At 60.6% G+C, this 15,421-nt stretch carries 16 protein-coding genes; 4 read left to right on the forward strand and 12 right to left on the reverse strand.

All coding sequences use genetic code 11. The features are described from left to right. Nucleotides 1-68: 68 nt before the first annotated feature. A complete protein-coding gene (locus tag FFR93_RS25525; protein ID WP_064710532.1) occupies nucleotides 69-1,031 on the forward strand; it encodes a patatin-like phospholipase family protein in 963 nt (320 codons plus the stop codon). A gap of 10 nt (nucleotides 1,032-1,041) precedes the next feature. Here FFR93_RS25525 and FFR93_RS25530 read toward each other — a convergent pair whose 3' ends face one another. From FFR93_RS25530 to FFR93_RS25575, 10 genes are all read right to left on the reverse strand, one after another. Beyond that, entirely contained in the window at nucleotides 1,042-1,935 is an 894-nt protein-coding gene (locus FFR93_RS25530) for an amidohydrolase (RefSeq protein WP_138395211.1), read from the reverse strand. Nucleotides 1,936-1,999: 64 nt separating this feature from the next. Beyond that, a complete protein-coding gene (locus FFR93_RS25535; protein WP_138395212.1) occupies nucleotides 2,000-2,974 on the reverse strand; it encodes a substrate-binding domain-containing protein in 975 nt (324 codons plus the stop codon). A 42-nt stretch (nucleotides 2,975-3,016) separates the two neighbouring features. Beyond that, nucleotides 3,017-4,027, reverse strand: a complete 1,011-nt coding sequence (locus tag FFR93_RS25540; protein ID WP_138395213.1) for an ABC transporter permease — start codon at nucleotides 4,025-4,027, stop codon at nucleotides 3,017-3,019. Beyond that, on the reverse strand, nucleotides 4,024-5,526 hold the full coding sequence (locus FFR93_RS25545; protein ID WP_138395214.1) for a sugar ABC transporter ATP-binding protein: 1,503 nt from the start codon (nucleotides 5,524-5,526) through the stop codon (nucleotides 4,024-4,026). The genes FFR93_RS25540 and FFR93_RS25545 overlap by 4 nt, the downstream gene beginning before the upstream one ends. Nucleotides 5,527-5,536: 10 nt before the next feature. Further along, nucleotides 5,537-6,796, reverse strand: a complete 1,260-nt coding sequence (locus FFR93_RS25550; protein WP_138395215.1) for a TRAP transporter large permease subunit — start codon at nucleotides 6,794-6,796, stop codon at nucleotides 5,537-5,539. Further along, nucleotides 6,793-7,323: a TRAP transporter small permease subunit gene (locus FFR93_RS25555; protein WP_138395216.1), complete on the reverse strand. Its 531-nt coding sequence runs from the start codon at nucleotides 7,321-7,323 to the stop codon at nucleotides 6,793-6,795. Before FFR93_RS25555 ends, FFR93_RS25550 begins: the two co-directional genes overlap by 4 nt. Before the next feature lie 25 nt (nucleotides 7,324-7,348). Next, nucleotides 7,349-8,353 carry a TRAP transporter substrate-binding protein gene (locus FFR93_RS25560; protein ID WP_138395217.1) on the reverse strand — a complete coding sequence of 335 codons (1,005 nt, stop codon included), beginning with the start codon at nucleotides 8,351-8,353 and terminating at the stop codon, nucleotides 7,349-7,351. Between the two features lie 60 nt (nucleotides 8,354-8,413). Continuing rightward, the gene (locus tag FFR93_RS25565; RefSeq protein WP_138395218.1) at nucleotides 8,414-9,451 is read right to left on the reverse strand and encodes a transketolase family protein; all 1,038 of its coding nucleotides are present in this window, start codon (nucleotides 9,449-9,451) and stop codon (nucleotides 8,414-8,416) included. Beyond that, nucleotides 9,448-10,287, reverse strand: coding sequence for a transketolase (locus tag FFR93_RS25570; RefSeq protein WP_138395219.1), 840 nt, complete (start codon nucleotides 10,285-10,287; stop codon nucleotides 9,448-9,450). The genes FFR93_RS25565 and FFR93_RS25570 overlap by 4 nt, the downstream gene beginning before the upstream one ends. Nucleotides 10,288-10,313: 26 nt before the next feature. After that, on the reverse strand, nucleotides 10,314-11,075 hold the full coding sequence (locus tag FFR93_RS25575) for an SDR family oxidoreductase (RefSeq protein WP_138395220.1): 762 nt from the start codon (nucleotides 11,073-11,075) through the stop codon (nucleotides 10,314-10,316). A gap of 140 nt (nucleotides 11,076-11,215) precedes the next feature. Between FFR93_RS25575 and FFR93_RS25580 the strand changes: the two genes are divergently transcribed. Continuing rightward, the gene (locus FFR93_RS25580) at nucleotides 11,216-12,100 is read left to right on the forward strand and encodes a LysR substrate-binding domain-containing protein (RefSeq protein WP_138395221.1); all 885 of its coding nucleotides are present in this window, start codon (nucleotides 11,216-11,218) and stop codon (nucleotides 12,098-12,100) included. A 305-nt stretch (nucleotides 12,101-12,405) separates the two neighbouring features. On the opposite strand, the gene FFR93_RS25585 is transcribed toward FFR93_RS25580, so the two are convergent. Together FFR93_RS25585 and FFR93_RS25590 are read right to left on the reverse strand one after the other, a co-directional pair. Beyond that, nucleotides 12,406-12,840, reverse strand: a complete 435-nt coding sequence (locus tag FFR93_RS25585) for a CBS domain-containing protein (RefSeq protein WP_064710531.1) — start codon at nucleotides 12,838-12,840, stop codon at nucleotides 12,406-12,408. Nucleotides 12,841-12,935: 95 nt separating this feature from the next. Further along, nucleotides 12,936-13,724 carry a rhomboid family intramembrane serine protease gene (locus FFR93_RS25590; protein ID WP_138395222.1) on the reverse strand — a complete coding sequence of 263 codons (789 nt, stop codon included), beginning with the start codon at nucleotides 13,722-13,724 and terminating at the stop codon, nucleotides 12,936-12,938. Between the two features lie 261 nt (nucleotides 13,725-13,985). On the opposite strand from FFR93_RS25590, the gene FFR93_RS25595 reads away from it, so the two are divergent. Continuing rightward, nucleotides 13,986-14,630 carry a PAS domain-containing protein gene (locus FFR93_RS25595; protein ID WP_171049257.1) on the forward strand — a complete coding sequence of 215 codons (645 nt, stop codon included), beginning with the start codon at nucleotides 13,986-13,988 and terminating at the stop codon, nucleotides 14,628-14,630. Nucleotides 14,631-14,754: 124 nt separating this feature from the next. Then, nucleotides 14,755-15,366 carry a PilZ domain-containing protein gene (locus FFR93_RS25600; protein WP_064710528.1) on the forward strand — a complete coding sequence of 204 codons (612 nt, stop codon included), beginning with the start codon at nucleotides 14,755-14,757 and terminating at the stop codon, nucleotides 15,364-15,366. The last annotated feature ends 55 nt before the right edge of the window (nucleotides 15,367-15,421 follow it).

Genomic DNA, 15,421 nt, shown 5'->3' on the forward strand with positions numbered 1-15,421 from the left:
TATACCATTTGACAACGGATCGAGCACACTATCGTGACATACGTGTTCTGCTGGGAGGGGAGAGCGCAATGCTGAACTGGACTCTGCACCGTCAAAGCGCTGAAGGCCAAGGTTCCGGTTCCGGCATGTCGACGATACTCGAGACAATCCCTGCGCCCGCGCCTGTCAAGAGACTGAAGATTGCGCTCGCGCTAGGTGGCGGAGCGGCCCGCGGCTGGGCCCATATCGGCGTCTTGCGCGCCCTTGACGAGGCCGGAATCGAGATCGGCATGATTGCCGGCACATCGATCGGCGCGCTGGTCGGAGGCTGCTATCTCGCCGGCAAGCTCGATGAACTCGAAAGCTTCGCGCGCTCGCTGACCATGCGCCGCATTGCCAGTCTGCTCGATCTGACCATCGGTGGCAGCGGCCTGTTCGGCGGTATGCGGCTGACCAAGCGCATGCAGGAGCATCTCGAAGGCCTGAACGTCGAGGATCTGGATCGGCCGTTCGTCGCGGTCGCGGCCGAGGTCAATACCGGCCACGAGGTGTGGATCGCCAATGGTTCGCTGATCACGGCGCTGCGCGCCTCCTATGCCCTGCCCGGCATCTTCGAGCCGGTGCGCAGCAATCACCGCACGCTGGTCGACGGCGCCCTGGTCAACCCGGTTCCTGTCTCGGTCTGCCGCGCCTATGAGCAGCCGCTGGTCGTCGCCGTCAATCTCAATTACGATCTCTATGGCCGCTCGGCTGTGGTCCGGCACAACGCCAGCCTCTCGCAGCAGGAATTGCAGAAACAGGAAGAGGCGCCCTATGCCCGCCTCGGCATGACCGGTGTCATGGTGCAGGCTTTCAACATCATCCAGGATCGGATTGCCCGCGCCCGCCTTGCCGGCGATCCGCCCGACATCTCGTTGCAGCCGCGCCTCAGCTATATCGGCCTTTCAGAATTCCACCGGGCCGGCGAGGCGATCGAACGCGGTTACGAGGAAGCCAGAGCCAGGCTCCCCGAGATCAAGCGCATGCAGGAAGTCTACGCCAGCACCCCGTGAAGCCTCTGAATCAAATCCTGTACAGGCGCGCTGCGTTGTCATGGAAAAGGGCAAGCTGCTCGTCGCCGGAATACTCCGCCGCTATCGCCTTGAATCCGCCCATGATTTTGTCGTAGCTGCCGAACAGCTTGTCCACCGGGAAGTTCGAAGCGAACATGCATCTTTCGATGCCGAAGGCTGCAAGCGCCTCCTCGACATAGGGCCTGATGCTTTCCACGGACCAGGTCCAGTCGCCCATGCCCAGGCCGGAGATCTTGCAAGCAACATTGGGTACCTGCGCGAGAACGCGCATTCCTCTGCGCCATCCCTCGAAATGGCTCGGGCCGTCAACCTGCATGCCCGTATGGTTGAGGATGATCTGCACGTCCGGAAAGTCACGGGCAAGGTCGACAAATTCCTCCATCTGCCAATAGTAGAGCTGGAGGTCGAAGCTAAGGCCCCTGCGGGCGAGTTCTTTGAAGCCTCGGCGCCATTCCGGTGTCCGACTGACTCCAGGCTCCGTCAGATAGGTCTTCGCGGGATCCTGGTGGAAGTTCATCGATTGCCGAATGCCGCGGAAGTTCGCGTAGGACATGTGCTCGTCAAGGAGGTCGCCGACGTCAGGCTTGCGAAGGTCGGCATATCCGACGATGCCATGAGGAAACCCGTGCTTGTCGGCAACGCCCTGCAGCCATCGTGTTTCGCCGGCCGGATCCTTCGGATCGTACCCAACGTCGAGATGGACCGCCTTTACGAGGTTCTGATTCTTCGCGTCCGCGAGAAAGTCTTCGATGACGTAAGTCTTGTTGATCGCCGTGTAGTCGCCGAAGGCGGAGGGTTTCACACCGTCCGACAGCCACGGATAGTAGTTGTTGTCGAGATCCCACAGATGAAAATGCGGATCGATGATCGGGAGATCTTTCATACCTGCTGCCCTTCAAAAGACGAGGGAAGAGGACGCCGACCAGAAACACCGGCGTCCGTCCGCCTTAGTTGGCCGGGAATACGCGTGCGATAACGGCCTTCGCTTCCGGGGTGTCGACTTTATCCGCGGTCACGAGCGGCATGACGAGAGCGAGGTCTTTCTTCACCGACGCGCCGGTTATCGCGTTGAAGACCTGCTGGGTTCCGTCAATTCCCTGACCGACGGCTTCCTGGAAGAATATGCCCTGGATCGCGTTCGACTTGAGCAGCGAGATCGTGGTCGGGCTGCCGTCTGCGACAGCGATGCCGATCTTGCCAGTGAGACCGCGCGTCTGCAGTACCTTCGCGGCGCCCGTCCCGGCCTCATCGTACATGCCGTAAATGGCCTTGATGTCGGGATGGGCGGTGAGCATGTCGTTGGCCTGCGTTACCGCCTCATTGACGGTGAGCCCCCTGGTTTCCAGCATTTGCGCCAGGTCGCATCCGTTTGCCTTGAATGCCTCTTCCGCACCCTTCAGATATTTCTGGGCGTTCTCGCGATCCTGCGGCAATGAGAGCATGCCGACCTGATTGCCGCCACGGTCCTTCGCAAGCTTGCAGACGAACTCGCCCTGTGCCTTGCCTGTCTCGTAATTGTTCGCGGTTACGGACGACGTGTAATCGGTCTGGCCGGGCTGAGGGCCGATGCCGGCAAAAGCGATCGGAATGTTCTGCGATTTCAAATAGGCGAGAAGCGGCGGCGTGCTGGTCGAGCTGACGGGGCCGATCACAATGGCATCAACGCCCTTGGTGACAGCGGTACGGGCGTTGTCCATTTGTTTTGCCGGCGAGTTCTCCGAAGTGTACTCGACGTAGTCCATGCCGAGTTCCTTGGCCTTCTCCTTCACGCCGTAGCCGACCCATTGCCAGTAGGAGATGTCAAGCGACGGCGCCAAGTACGCCACGGTCTTCTTGTCCTGAGCTTGGGCGGCAGCAGCGAGTGAAAGGGTGGCCAAAGCAACGCCTGTAAACAACCCAATAGCGCGTGTTCTGATTTTCATTTTCATTCCTCCTCCAAAAGACCGGCTTAGGCCGGGTTGATGTCAAACGGCCCCCCGCCGCGACTTGCTGAAGCGGTCGATAAGGACCGCGATGAGAATGGCGGCGCCGGTGACCGACCCCTGCCAGAAGCTGTTGATTCCTATGAGGTTGACGCCGTTCTGAATCACCGTGATCATCAGGGCGCCAAGCACGGCGCCGACGGCAGTCCCCGTTCCGCCCAGGAGGCTAGCCCCGCCGATAACGACCGCCGCGATCGCCTGAAGCATCAGGCTGGATCCGGCCGTGGATTCAGCATTGAGAATGTATGAGATCGTCAGCAGGCCAGAGAACGACGCAAGCAGCGATGAGGCGACATAGGCCATGAACTTCGTACGTTTGACCGGAATCCCGAGCAGGTAAGCCGCCGTCGAGCTGCTGCCGACCGCATAGAACCAGCGACCGGCGACCATCTTCTTGAGGAAGAGTTCCATCGCGATCAGAAGGACAATGCAAAACAGGATGTAGTTCGGCACGCCCGGTATCAAATTGCCACTGTTAAGCAGCCAGAAGTCCGGATCGCCGATCGGCATGGAGCGTCCGTTCGTCACGATGAATGCCAGCGATCCTGCGACGGCGAAAGTGATCAGGGTTACGACGAAAGGAGCAAGACCGGCGATCGTGACAAGGAAGCCGTTGATCGATCCGAAAAGTAACCCGACGCAGAGACCGACAAAGCTCGCAGATACGCCGCCGAACCCATAGGCCATCGCCTGCGCCGTGACCATCCCGGTCAGTGAGAAGACCGATCCGACGGACAGGTCGATTCCGCCCGTGACGACGACCAGAAGCACGCCGAGCGACATGATAATGAGCGGAGCACCGGCCTGGGTGATGTTGGCGAAGTTACCCCACGTCAGCGCCTGGGGGACCTGAGAGCCGACAGCAAGCGCAAGGAGTACGATAGCCAGAGCGATGGCAATCTCGGTCCGGTATGCGCCAACGAGACTTTCCCTGCGCTTGATCTCGGGCGTCGAAGCCTCCGCCGGTGCTGTCTGTGTCTGGGTCGTAGTCATGCGGCCATTCCAGTCAAACTTACGAGTTTCTCTTCGCTGAAGTCGTTCTGCTCCAGGACGCCCGCACACCGTCCCTCGGTGTCGAAGGCTATGACGCGGTCGCAGACCTCCAGCAGTTCTGCATTTTCGGTCGACCACCAGACGATCACCGTACCCGAGGCCGCCATCTGTCTGATGAGCTGGTAGATCTCCCGCTTGGTCCCGATGTCGACGCCCCTGGTCGGCTCCTCGAGGACGAGCAGCCGGGACGGCACGCCCAGCCACCGGGCGAGCAACAGCTTCTGCTGCGTCCCGCCGCTCAGCGTGTTAGGCAAATCCCAGATGGAAGCCGCCTTGACCTTGAGTGCCTTCAACAGATCAAGGCACTCGGCTCCTTCAGAGCTGCCGGCAATCGCGGCGCCTCGGATCACGCGTCGGGAAGCCATGACGTTGTCTATGATCGGAAGACTGTGAAGAACCCCCTTGTGAGCACGGTCTCCTGTCACGAACCCAGCCCCCAGGCGTGCGGCGGTTCGCGGCGACCCGAACTGATCCGGCCATGCCGCGCGCGCGACGGTCCAGCGCTTCTTGCGGGCGGCGCCCGTCAATCCTTCGATAAGGGTCGCAGGCCCGGCCGATGCGCCCGCCACGCCCAGAACAGTCCCCGGAAGCAGTTCGAGCTTGAAACCGGGTTCCTTGATAGTGAGCGTGTTCCTCTCGGCGGAAGCACCGGGCCGGAGCGTGGTCGGGGGCGCGCGTTCCGCCGCAAGGGAGCCGGCCACCTGCCCCATTTTTTCAATGATGTCGGCGTCCGTCAGCTCCTCCATCGCCTGCCGATCGAGGACGGTCCGGCCGTCGCGGATGATTGTGCAGACGTTTGCGATCTGCCGGATCTCCTTCATCCGGTGGGAGACGAACACGACTGACAGATCGTTATCGCGGGTAAGCCGCCTCAGGACGGCAAACAACCTCTCGGTTTCCACAGCGGTGAGATTGGCAGTCGGCTCGTCGAGAAGGATCAACTCCGCACCCGACGAAAGAGCCCTGGCAATTTCGACCATCTGACCTTCGTGCAGACTGAGGCTGCCCACCAGCTTGTGCACGGACTTAGCAGCGAAGTCCTGGTCGATCATCCGCAACGCGTCGAACGCCTGTTCCGCCGCGGCCCGGCGCCGGAACAGCCCGGAAGCCTTCCTGTGACGCGGCAGCGCGATGTTCTCGGCGACAGTCAGATGCGGCAGGAGCGCAAGTTCCTGGTGCACGACAGCGACCTTTCCCCTGCCCTCGGTCTCGCTTCGCTCCCTTCCATCGCTGTCGAAAAAGCGGATGTCTCCATCGTTCTTCGACGACGCGCCTGTGATGATCCTGATCATCGTCGACTTGCCGGCGCCGTTTCCGCCGAGCAAGGCATGAACCTCTCCGCGCGCGACCGAGAAGTCGACACCTTTAAGAACGGATGTCGCGCCGTAGGACTTCGTGAGCCCCCGGACTGTGATTACATTTCTTGGATTATCGCTCATCGCTCGCCCCTTAGTAGATCGTCAGCGCGGGCACGAAGCTGATCGCGAGCAGGAGAAGCATTGCCATCCCGAAATACGGCCAGAGTTCGCTGGTCGTCGTCCCGAGCGGTGCCTTCGCGATGGACGATGAGATGAACAGCGTCGTGCCGATCGGCGGCGTGTACAGTCCGATCCCGAGGTTGATCACCATCATGAGCCCGAGCTGGACGCGGTCCAGACCGATGGAGTCAGCGAGAGGGACGAAGATCGGTCCCAGCAACAGGATAGCCGGTGGCATGTCGAGCGGCATGCCGACGACCAGCATGATGACGTTCATCATGAGAATGATGACGATTGGGCTGGAGATGTGGGCGGAAACCCATTCGGCCATTTGCTGCGGGGCCTGATCGAACGTCAGCACCCAGCCGACCGCCGCGCTACCCATGATCACCAGCATCACGACGCCCGTCGCGACGCCAGCCTCGACCATGTTCTCGCAAAAGCGCTTCCAGGTGAGATCTCGGTAGAACAGGATGCTGAGCAGCAGCGAGTAGCCCACCGAGAGGACCGAGACCTCCGTCGGCGTCGCGAAACCGAATCGCAGCAGCACGATAATGACGATCGGAAGCAGGATCGCGGGGAAACTTCGAAGCGCCAGGCTGGCAAGCTCCCGCTTGCGCACCTTCACAGCCTGCGCCTCGTATCCACGTCTGACCGAGATAAACCAGCAGACGAACACAAAGCTCGCAGCCATGATCAGACCCGGAATGACGCCCGATATGAACAGGTCGCCGACGCTGACGCCGCTTATCAGGGCATAAAGGATCATTGGGATAGACGGCGGAATGAGGACATCGATCACGGCCGACGTCGCATTGTTTGCAGCGCAGAGCGCCGGCGGAAACCCGTGCCTCTTCTGCCATGGGATCAGCACCGAGCCGAGTGCGCTTGCATTCGCCACCGCCGAACCGGACACGCCGCCGAAGACAACCGAGGATACGACCGTGGTCGAAAGCGGCCCACCCCGCCAACGCTGCATCGCACGGGATGCAAGCTCCAGGAGCTGACGCCCGAGCTCACCACCGAGCATGAGCGTACCCGCGAGCATGAAGAAGGGAAGCGCCAGCATCGGGAAGGACTGAGTCTGGTCATAGACCTGCTGGGCGACCACCGACAAGGGAACGTATCCGTTGAATAGCACCCCGAGTCCGGCTGCGATAATGAGCGCGTAACCCACCGGAACGGCAAGGACCATGAGAATGCAGAAGGAAAAGATCATCACAAGGGTCATAGCGCCATATCCTCGGTCTTGATTTCGAGGCGATGGTTCCAGCCCAGACGCAGAACGCGGGCGGTCGCGGCGATGGTGACGGTGGACACGAGCACGGCGCCGATCGAAAGCGAGTAGTATCCGATGCTGTTCGGAAGCTGAAGGACGGGACTGTGCTCGGCGCCGGCGATCTCGGCAACCACCGTCGCCTGATATGCCAGGACAAGGAACGCGGCGACGCTGATCGTATTCGCCACGACCAGGGCCGTCGTCCGGGGCTTCCCGTCAAGCTTGTCGTAAAGCCACTCCACGGCCATGTGCCCGCCGGCATGGGCTGCGATCACAATCCCGGCGATGACGAACCATGGAAACATCAGCATCGGCAGCTCCTGCGCGAATGACAGCCCCCCGCTTGCCGAGACGTATCGGACGGCCACATTCGCCGCCGTGACCATCGTCAGTCCAATGCCGCTAACGATGATAACCAGTCGGGCGAATACGACTATGATGCCGGCGACCAGATCGACGGCGGAATAAAACCTGCTCATGAGGCCTCCGGATCGTAAGAGGGACTCAGCCCCTCGCTGCGGTTTCCACCTGGGCGACGAAATCGCCGAAGGACTTCTTCTTCCAGATGTCCGCAACGGAAGCGGTCGCCTTAACGAATGCATCGTGGTTGACTTCGACGACCTCTACGGCGGAGTTCTTCTTGAAGTTCTCGAGAACTTCCGCAGCCTTATCCCTCGAGAGCTGCCGCTGGAGCTCGCCGGCTTCCTTGGCCGCAGCGCTGACGGCCTCGAGATCGGGGCCAAGACGGGCCTTCGCAATGTTCGACATGAGGAAGGGCGTGGATTCCCATTTATGCGCGGTCAGACTGATATATTTGTTGACTTCGTGCAGCTTCGAGCTCTCAATGTTTGCGAGAGGGTTCTCCTGCCCATCCACTACGCCCTGCTGAAGAGCGATGTAGAGTTCGCTGAATGCGATCTGTTCAGTACCAGCTCCGAGCGCCTGGAAGATGTCGATCGTCATGGGATCGGCCGGGGTGCGGATCTTCAAACCGCTCAGATCTTCCGGCGAGGCGACCTTCCGCTTCGAATTCGTGAGATGACGGATGCCGTTATCCCACCAGTCCAGGGGCACGACGCCGACCGCCTCAAACCGCTTGTTGAGTTCGGCTCCAACCCGCCCATTGAGGACTGCCATCGCCTTATCGGTGTTTTCGAACAGAAAAGGCAGGCCGAGTGCATTCAGCTCCGGAACAATCGCGGATGTGGCGCCCTGACTGTTGGCGGTGAAATCGAGGCCCCCCGTCCTCAGGCTGGTCAGCATGGCCGAGTCGTTGCCCAGTGTTTCGGCGCCAGCGACATTGATTTGAACGCGGCCATCGGTTTTCTGTTTGACGAGTTCCGCAAATTTTGCGGCGGCGACCGTTCTCGGATTGCCAGGTGCTGCACCATGACCGAGCGTCAGCGTGGTGGCGGCGTTGGCGGATCGGCTTGAGAGCAGGATCGCCGGGGCCGCGAGCGCGGCAGCCGCGGTCGCCAGGAATGATCTTCTATTTATCTGCAAGCTCATATCCATCCTCCAAAACAAGCTTGTTAAACCGGCCGGCATCTCCTCAACCGGCCGACGTCGTCAGATCGAGAGCCAGGCTTTGACCGCCTCCGTCACCCTGAGGGTCGACAACCCATACTGATCGTGGAGCGTCGGCAAGGCGCCGGCCTCAAGGAATGCGTCGGGCAAGCCGATCTGACGGAACGCCGAGGGTCTGACGCCCTCACGCATCAGCGTTCCGGCCACTGCCTCTCCGAGACCGCCGATGACAGTGTGATTTTCCGCAACGACCACAAGCCGTTCGCCCTTCTGGCATTCGGCTACGATGGTTGGCTCGTCGAGTGGCTTTATGGTCGGAACGTGAAGGACCGCCGCGTCGACACCGTCCTTCCGTAGCTGCTTGGCGGCTTCAAGGGCCCGCATCGTCATCAGACCGGAAGAAATAATGAGAGTGTCCCTGCCGTCGCGGAGAAGTTTCGCCTGTCCGAGTTCGAACTTGTAGCCGTACTCTTCGAGAACGAGCGGAACGTTGCCGCGCAGGAGCCGCATATAGACCGGGCCCCGATGAGCGGCGATTGCGGGAACCGCCTGCTCGATCTCGCTGGCGTCGCATGGATCGATGATCGTTAGGTTCGGCATCCCCCGGAACATCGCGAGGTCCTCCGTGGCTTGGTGGCTGGGACCGTATCCCGTCGTCAGGCCCGGGAGGGCGCAGACGATCTTGACGTCGAGCATCTCCTCGGCGATCGCGAGGCATATGAAGTCGTAGGCGCGGCGGGACGCGAACACGGCGTATGTCGTGACCCATGGCTGGAAGCCTTCGCGCGCCATGCCCGCGGCAGACATCATAAGTAGCTGTTCCGCCATCCCCATTTGGTAGAAGCGGTCCGGATGTGCAGCGCGGAACACATGGAGATCCGTATATTTCGCCAGGTCCGCAGACATGCCGACGATCCGGTCGTCCTTTTGGGCCAGAGCTGCCAGAGCATTGCCGAAAGGCGCCGGCCGCGTTGGCTGGTCGGGACCGGCAATGGATGCGATCATCGCCGAGGTTGTCAGCCGAGGCTTGTCGCTGCTGGCGCCGAGGTGTGCCGGTCGGATATATTTCGAACGTCTCATGCTTCCACCCCCCCGTCGATGATTTTGAGCGCGTCCGCCCACTCGTGGGGTTCCACGCGAAGGAAGTGGTTACGGTCGCGTGCTTCCAGGAACGGCACTCCCTTCGCCATCTTCGTGTCGCATATGATGATGCGCGGCTTCGCTTCCTCATACTGCCGGGCTGCGTCGAATGCCTTCACGAGCGCATCGATGTCATTGCCATCCACCCGCTGGACGAACCAGCCGAAGGCGTCGAACTTGGGTGCAAGCGGCTCGAAGTTGAGCACACCGATCGATGGGCCGTCTGCTTGCATCTGGTTGACGTCCACTATGCCGATCAGATTGTCGAGTTTGTAGGAGCCGGCAGACATCGCCGCCTCCCATGTCGAACCCTCGTCGAGTTCGCCGTCGGAGAACAGGTTGTAGATGAAGGAGGACGATTTCTTCCGCTTCAGGGCAAGCGCCATTCCAACGGCAATGCCGAGGCCATGACCGAGCGATCCGCCCGTTATCTCCATGCCGGGCGTATAGGCAGCCATTCCAGACATCGGAAGGCGGCTGTCGTCTGTGCCATAAGTTTCCAATTCGTCTTCCGGAATGATCTTGGCTTCTATCAGCGCGGCATAGAGAGCGATGGCATAGTGCCCGATCGACAGGAGGAAGCGGTCCCGCCCCTCCCATTCCGGATCGTCCGGGCGGTAGTTCGTGGCGTGAAAGTACGAAACGGCGAGGACGTCGGCGACGCCAAGTGCCTGTGCGATGTAGCCTTGCCCTTGGACTTCGCCCATCCGAAGCGCGTGACGCCGGATGCGGCGAGCGCGCTCGGTGAGGCTGATATTGTGACCGATCTGACTCATGCTCGGATGTATCTCCTGATTGGATTTCAGTGGATCAGCATGCCGCCGTTGACATCGATCACAGCGCCCGTGACGTACGCCGACAGATCCGAGGCGAGGAATAGGTAAATGTTTGCGACGTCGGCTGCGTCGCCGAGCCGACTTAACGGGATCCCCTTGATGATGTCGGCGCGCATCTGTTCGGTAAGCTTGCCTCCGGTGATATCCGTTTGAATGAGGCCTGGCGTCACCGAGTTGACGCGAATACCGGCGGGGCCAAATTCTCGCGCCATTGCCTTGGCGAGACCAAGCACGCCTGCCTTGGCTGCGGAATAGTGAGGGCCTCCAAAGATGCCTCCACCCCGCTGCGCCGAGACCGAAGACATGCAGGCGATCGATCCGCCTCCGTTATCGCGCATGTATGGAATGAAGGCCTGGCTGAGGAACAGCACGCCGGTCATGTTGACGGCTACGATCCGCTGCCAGTCGACTTCGGTGATATCGAGCGTTGTGACAGGCTGCGTGATGCCGGCGTTGTTGATCAAGGCATTCACCGCGCCGAAGGATTCGATCACCTTGGATGCGGCCTCCTGGCAGGAGCCCTTGTCGGCGACATCGCAGCGGAATCCTAAATGTGCGCCGACGTCCACGCCTGGCAACACCGCCGCGGCTGCCGCTGCGGCATCAGCATCAATATCGAGGATGGCAACACGGGCGCCATGTTCCGCAAAAAGCTGTGCGGTCGCACGGCCGATGCCGCGCTTGCTCGCCGCGCCGGAAATGACCGCGGTCTTCCCTTTCAAAAGCATGTAATCTCCTCCCGATGCTTCCCGAGCATCTGGCAAATCATGGACAAGTCAGTCGCCTTGTGGTTTGGAAACTGACGTACTTGATGGCCCTGGACAAACGTGAAGTTTACAACGGTAGGTGAATCTGGTTCACTAATTCCATGGTTCAGTTGGCGTCCTTATCCGCGGTCCGCATCTTTGAAGCAGCTGCCCGGCTTGCTTCGTTCCGAGCGGCGGCGGAAGAGCTGCATCTGTCGCCCAGCGCCGTCAGCCACGCCATTGCCAAACTTGAGCGTGATTTGGGCACGTCTCTCTTCGAACGCAGCACACGCAAGGTCACACTGACGCTTGCAGGCCAGACGCTTCTGTCCCATGCGTCGAACGCGTTCGAGGAACTCCGCCGTGGTGTTGAGACCATTTCATCCAACAAGGCCCATCTTCTCCGTGTCCACTGTGCCCCGAGCTATGCCGCGCAAGTCCTGTCGCCTCGTCTCCCAGATTTTCTCGCGCATTACGCAGGGGTCGAGGTCAGGGTCGCCGCGAGTACTAGCTATGCCCGATTTGTCGACGGCCTTTTCGACGTCGACATCGTATATGGCGAGCCATCGAACCGCGAGGACTTGATTGTTGTGCCGCTCGGTGAGGAGATAGTCTCTCCTCTCTGCTCCCCCGGAATGGCGGAGCGCCTGAAATCTCCGCGGGATCTGGTCCGCGTGCCGCTTATCCGGAGCGACCTGAAACGGATTCAGTGGATCGATTGGTTTGAACTCAACAACCTCGGCCCTCCTCCTTTGCCTGCCATGAGCTTCGATAGAAGTTTTCTTGCAGTTGACGCCGCGGCAAACGGACTTGGCATCGCGTTGGAGTCGACCACTCTTGCAAGGCGCGAACTCGAAAATGGCCGACTGGTACGACCCTTTCCCGTCTGCAGGGACAGTCGCTATATCGGCCACTATCTCGCTTATCCGAAAAGCGGCGCCCAGCGGCGCCTCGCCAAACGTTTTGCCGATTGGCTTATCGACGGCGTGGGCGATCAAACGCTTTAAGAGGATGTGGATTGGTCTGACGCCGTGTGAATCTTCCGCCGGATCACAACGCGTTTTTCGCTTGCGGCGGAAGATCACGGTGCTCTGCGATCGACGGCGACGGATGCTGTCAACCTGTTGGAACGGCGGCTATCAACGTCGACCCGAAGGCATCAGGCAACGCCTGGCACAACATCTCACTTGTGGGACAGGGCGGAATTTGACCTGCTAAGGTTTTGAAAGCAGCCTAACCGTCGGCCCCCTACCTGTTTGTGGAGGGCTCCGCAATCGGGGACTAGAGATCGCGTAAAGCAACAGGCGAAACCTTAGCCGGCGATATAGGCCTTGATCTCCTCGGCCTCACGCTCGACTTCGGCGATCCGGGATTTCACCACGTCGCCGATCGAGATGATGCCGGCAAGCCTGCCGTTGCTTTCCACCGGAACGTGGCGGAAGCGGCGGCTGGTCATCAGTTCCATCAGTTCGTTGACGGTCGTCTCCTCGTGGCAGCGGTAGACCTTTGACGTCATGAGCTGAGAGAGCGGCTGATCGAGGCTTTCCTTGCCGTGCTTGGCGATTGCATGGACGAGATCGCGCTCGGTGAACATGCCGGAAATCCGGTTTTCCATGCCGACGACGACGATGGCGCCGATCCTCTTCTTGCTCAGAATGACGGCCGCCTCTGCGACGGTGGTGTTCGGCCCGGCGGTGACGACGTCCCTGCCCTTCAGGTCGAGGATTGCTTTGACTGAACTGGTCATTCGAACCTCCTATGTCGATACTGTGACGGGTGTCACAGGCGTCCGCGGCGGTTTCTCCCCCCAAACACGGATCGTTCGATCGTGCACTGCCCGGCTCAGGATTGCAACATATCCTTCTCCGGTTCGGTTGGTTCCGCAGGCGGCCGAAGCGCCCGGTCGAACAGCGAAAACAAAAAGAAGCCGAAGACGAAGCCGCCGATATGGGCATCCCAGGCGATCTCTTGATCGCTGTCGCCGACGAGCGGGACGCCGACGGCGATCAGGGCGTTGCCGACCAGCCATAGCAGCATGAAGATGACGACGGTCCGGCTCTTCAGCGCGTCGATAATGGACAGTCGGGCATTGAGATGCGCCACCGCCATCGGTCGCCGGTCAGGCGGAAAAGCGAATCGGCAGGCGGCTCCCATCAGCCCGGAAATGACGCCCGACGCGCCGATCAGCAGAGATACGTCTCCCCAGTTAAGCGTCGTATGCAGGGCGGCGGAAGCGGCGGCGGAAAAGATCCAGAAGAATAGGAACCGCAGCGTCCCGATGCGGCGTACGACCGGTGCCCCGAAGGCCATCAGCCAGAAGGCGTTGAAGACGATATGCTGGGCGCTGCCGTGCAGCAGCGAATAGGTGACGGGCGTCCAGAACAATTCCAGACCCTGCTGCGACAGCGGAATGACGTAGCGGGCGGGAACGAAACCAAACGTAAACAGCAGCCAGCTCACCGCATCGTCCGAGAGAACGAGCGCCTGCACCGCATAGACGAGGATGAGCAGGCAAAGGCTGAAGAGCAGCGCCGGCGGAAGGTTGAAGATCGGTACGCGCTGGGGTCGCGCCGGCGGCTGGACCTCGGAAGGTTCGGGCGCCTTCTGCGGCTCGCCCGTCTGCTCATTCATCTGTGTTCGCCTCGTTGAGGCCTCAGCCATACAGGAGGGATGATCAAAAAAAAAGCCGCCCGACGTGGCGGACGGCGAACCGGGCGCTTGAGGAAAGACCTCGGCCCCAGCAGTTGTGCAGAACTTCGAACGTCGAAGTGTTGGCGAGACAGTGTCACGCCAGCCACTGCACCTCAACCTAAACCCATTCTTAACCTTAACGACCGGGATTTGGCATGAAATCCGCAAGGTAGAAGCTGTCCGGGCAATGACTGCCCGAAAATGATCCGGAATGGGACAGGTTGGTGTGAAATGCGTGTGCAAACGACCATCGAAATTTTTGACTATTGGAACCGTATCCGTGGCGCTGCCGATGCGCCGCTGAAATCACAGGTCGAACCTTCCGCCGTTCCTCATCTTCTGCAGAGTCTCTTCATCCTTGAGGCGCGCGACGACGGAGACATCGTTTTCCGGCTCGCCGGCACCCGCATCTGTGATTTCTTCGGGCGCGACCTGCGCGGTGAACGTTTTTCGTCCCTTTGGGCACACGGCCAGCACGCCGATATTGAACGCACGGCGATGGGCGTCATGGACCACGCCATGCCGGCCCTGTTCAACACCACCGGCTACAGTACAGTCGGTCATCAGGCCTCCTTCGAGATCATCATGATGCCGCTGCGCTCGTCAGACGGCGCCTGCGACCGCCTGCTCGGCGCGATCGCACCGACGGCGGCTGCGAGCTGGCTGGAGATCGTCCCGCTGGAATTCCTCGCGCTGGACCGCAGCCGTCTGCTGCCCGAAAAATTCAGCAAGGCCGCACCGGTCGAATCGCGCCCGATCAACGAGATCGTCGCGGCAAAAGGCATCGGATTCGGACAGGCCATGCGCCGGATGGTGTCGCAGCTGCTGAGTGCCGACGCGCGTTGAGCGTCTCGTTTCAGGACAAGGCGCATGCTCGTTTTCGGCTATGTCACAATGGGGCGAGACAACCATCTGTTAATGGATTGAGGGTAATGATTGATCTCTCCAGTTTTCATGAAGAAGCCCTTTGATGCACTCGTTCCAGCCAGCTCAGACGCAACGACCTGCGCCGCGCCCTGAACAAGGCGTTTTCCAGCGCGTGCCGATCAATATGCAGGGCCGGCTGATGCTTGCGAACTACGAGGAGTTCGAATGCATGGTGATCGACATGTCGCCCGGCGATATGTACGTCACCTGCTCCGGCCGGCCGCGCGCCAACGAACGCGTCGTCGCCTATATCGATCATCTCGGGCGCGTCGAAGGTTACGTCCAGACCCTTGACGGCCGCGGCTTCACCATGTCGATCAATGCCACCGAGCGCAAACGCGAGAAGCTCGCCGCCCAGCTCACATGGCTTGCGAACAAGCACGAACTCGGCCTGCCGGAGGATCGTCGCCATGACCGTCTGACGCCGCGTGATGTCAAGACCGAACTCACGCTGGAAGACGGCACGCGATATACCTGCCGCATCATGGACCTTTCGCTATCCGGTGCCGCAGTCGACGTCGAGATGCGTCCGTCGATAGGAACAGCAGTGCGCCTCGGCAACATGCGCGGCCGCGTCGTGCGCCACTTCGTCGAAGGCGTAGCGATCGAATTCCTCTCGATCCAGTCCCGTGAAACGCTGCGGGAATTCCTCTGACAACCTGAAAAACGCTGCCTTGCGCAAATCTTCGGGGCGGGTCGATTCGAGACTG

Origin of the sequence: Rhizobium sp. MHM7A (genome assembly GCF_005862215.1) — a bacterium.
GTDB classification, from domain to species: Bacteria; Pseudomonadota; Alphaproteobacteria; order Rhizobiales; family Rhizobiaceae; genus Rhizobium; species Rhizobium bangladeshense.

Excerpts from the sequence above, each read along its gene's own strand:
- FFR93_RS25580 (WP_138395221.1), top strand. The coding sequence starts at position 11,216 with ATGGTTCAGTTGGCGTCCTTATCCGCGGTCCGCATCTTTGAAGCAGCT.
- FFR93_RS25575 (WP_138395220.1), bottom strand. The coding sequence starts at position 11,075 with ATGCTTTTGAAAGGGAAGACCGCGGTCATTTCCGGCGCGGCGAGCAAG.
- FFR93_RS25600 (WP_064710528.1), top strand. The coding sequence starts at position 14,755 with ATGCACTCGTTCCAGCCAGCTCAGACGCAACGACCTGCGCCGCGCCCT.
- FFR93_RS25595 (WP_171049257.1), top strand. The coding sequence starts at position 13,986 with ATGATCCGGAATGGGACAGGTTGGTGTGAAATGCGTGTGCAAACGACC.
- FFR93_RS25560 (WP_138395217.1), bottom strand. The coding sequence starts at position 8,353 with ATGAGCTTGCAGATAAATAGAAGATCATTCCTGGCGACCGCGGCTGCC.
- FFR93_RS25565 (WP_138395218.1), bottom strand. The coding sequence starts at position 9,451 with ATGAGACGTTCGAAATATATCCGACCGGCACACCTCGGCGCCAGCAGC.
- FFR93_RS25530 (WP_138395211.1), bottom strand. The coding sequence starts at position 1,935 with ATGAAAGATCTCCCGATCATCGATCCGCATTTTCATCTGTGGGATCTC.
- FFR93_RS25525 (WP_064710532.1), top strand. The coding sequence starts at position 69 with ATGCTGAACTGGACTCTGCACCGTCAAAGCGCTGAAGGCCAAGGTTCC.
- FFR93_RS25545 (WP_138395214.1), bottom strand. The coding sequence starts at position 5,526 with ATGAGCGATAATCCAAGAAATGTAATCACAGTCCGGGGGCTCACGAAG.
- FFR93_RS25550 (WP_138395215.1), bottom strand. The coding sequence starts at position 6,796 with ATGACCCTTGTGATGATCTTTTCCTTCTGCATTCTCATGGTCCTTGCC.
- FFR93_RS25540 (WP_138395213.1), bottom strand. The coding sequence starts at position 4,027 with ATGACTACGACCCAGACACAGACAGCACCGGCGGAGGCTTCGACGCCC.
- FFR93_RS25590 (WP_138395222.1), bottom strand. The coding sequence starts at position 13,724 with ATGAATGAGCAGACGGGCGAGCCGCAGAAGGCGCCCGAACCTTCCGAG.
- FFR93_RS25570 (WP_138395219.1), bottom strand. The coding sequence starts at position 10,287 with ATGAGTCAGATCGGTCACAATATCAGCCTCACCGAGCGCGCTCGCCGC.
- FFR93_RS25555 (WP_138395216.1), bottom strand. The coding sequence starts at position 7,323 with ATGAGCAGGTTTTATTCCGCCGTCGATCTGGTCGCCGGCATCATAGTC.
- FFR93_RS25535 (WP_138395212.1), bottom strand. The coding sequence starts at position 2,974 with ATGAAAATCAGAACACGCGCTATTGGGTTGTTTACAGGCGTTGCTTTG.
- FFR93_RS25585 (WP_064710531.1), bottom strand. The coding sequence starts at position 12,840 with ATGACCAGTTCAGTCAAAGCAATCCTCGACCTGAAGGGCAGGGACGTC.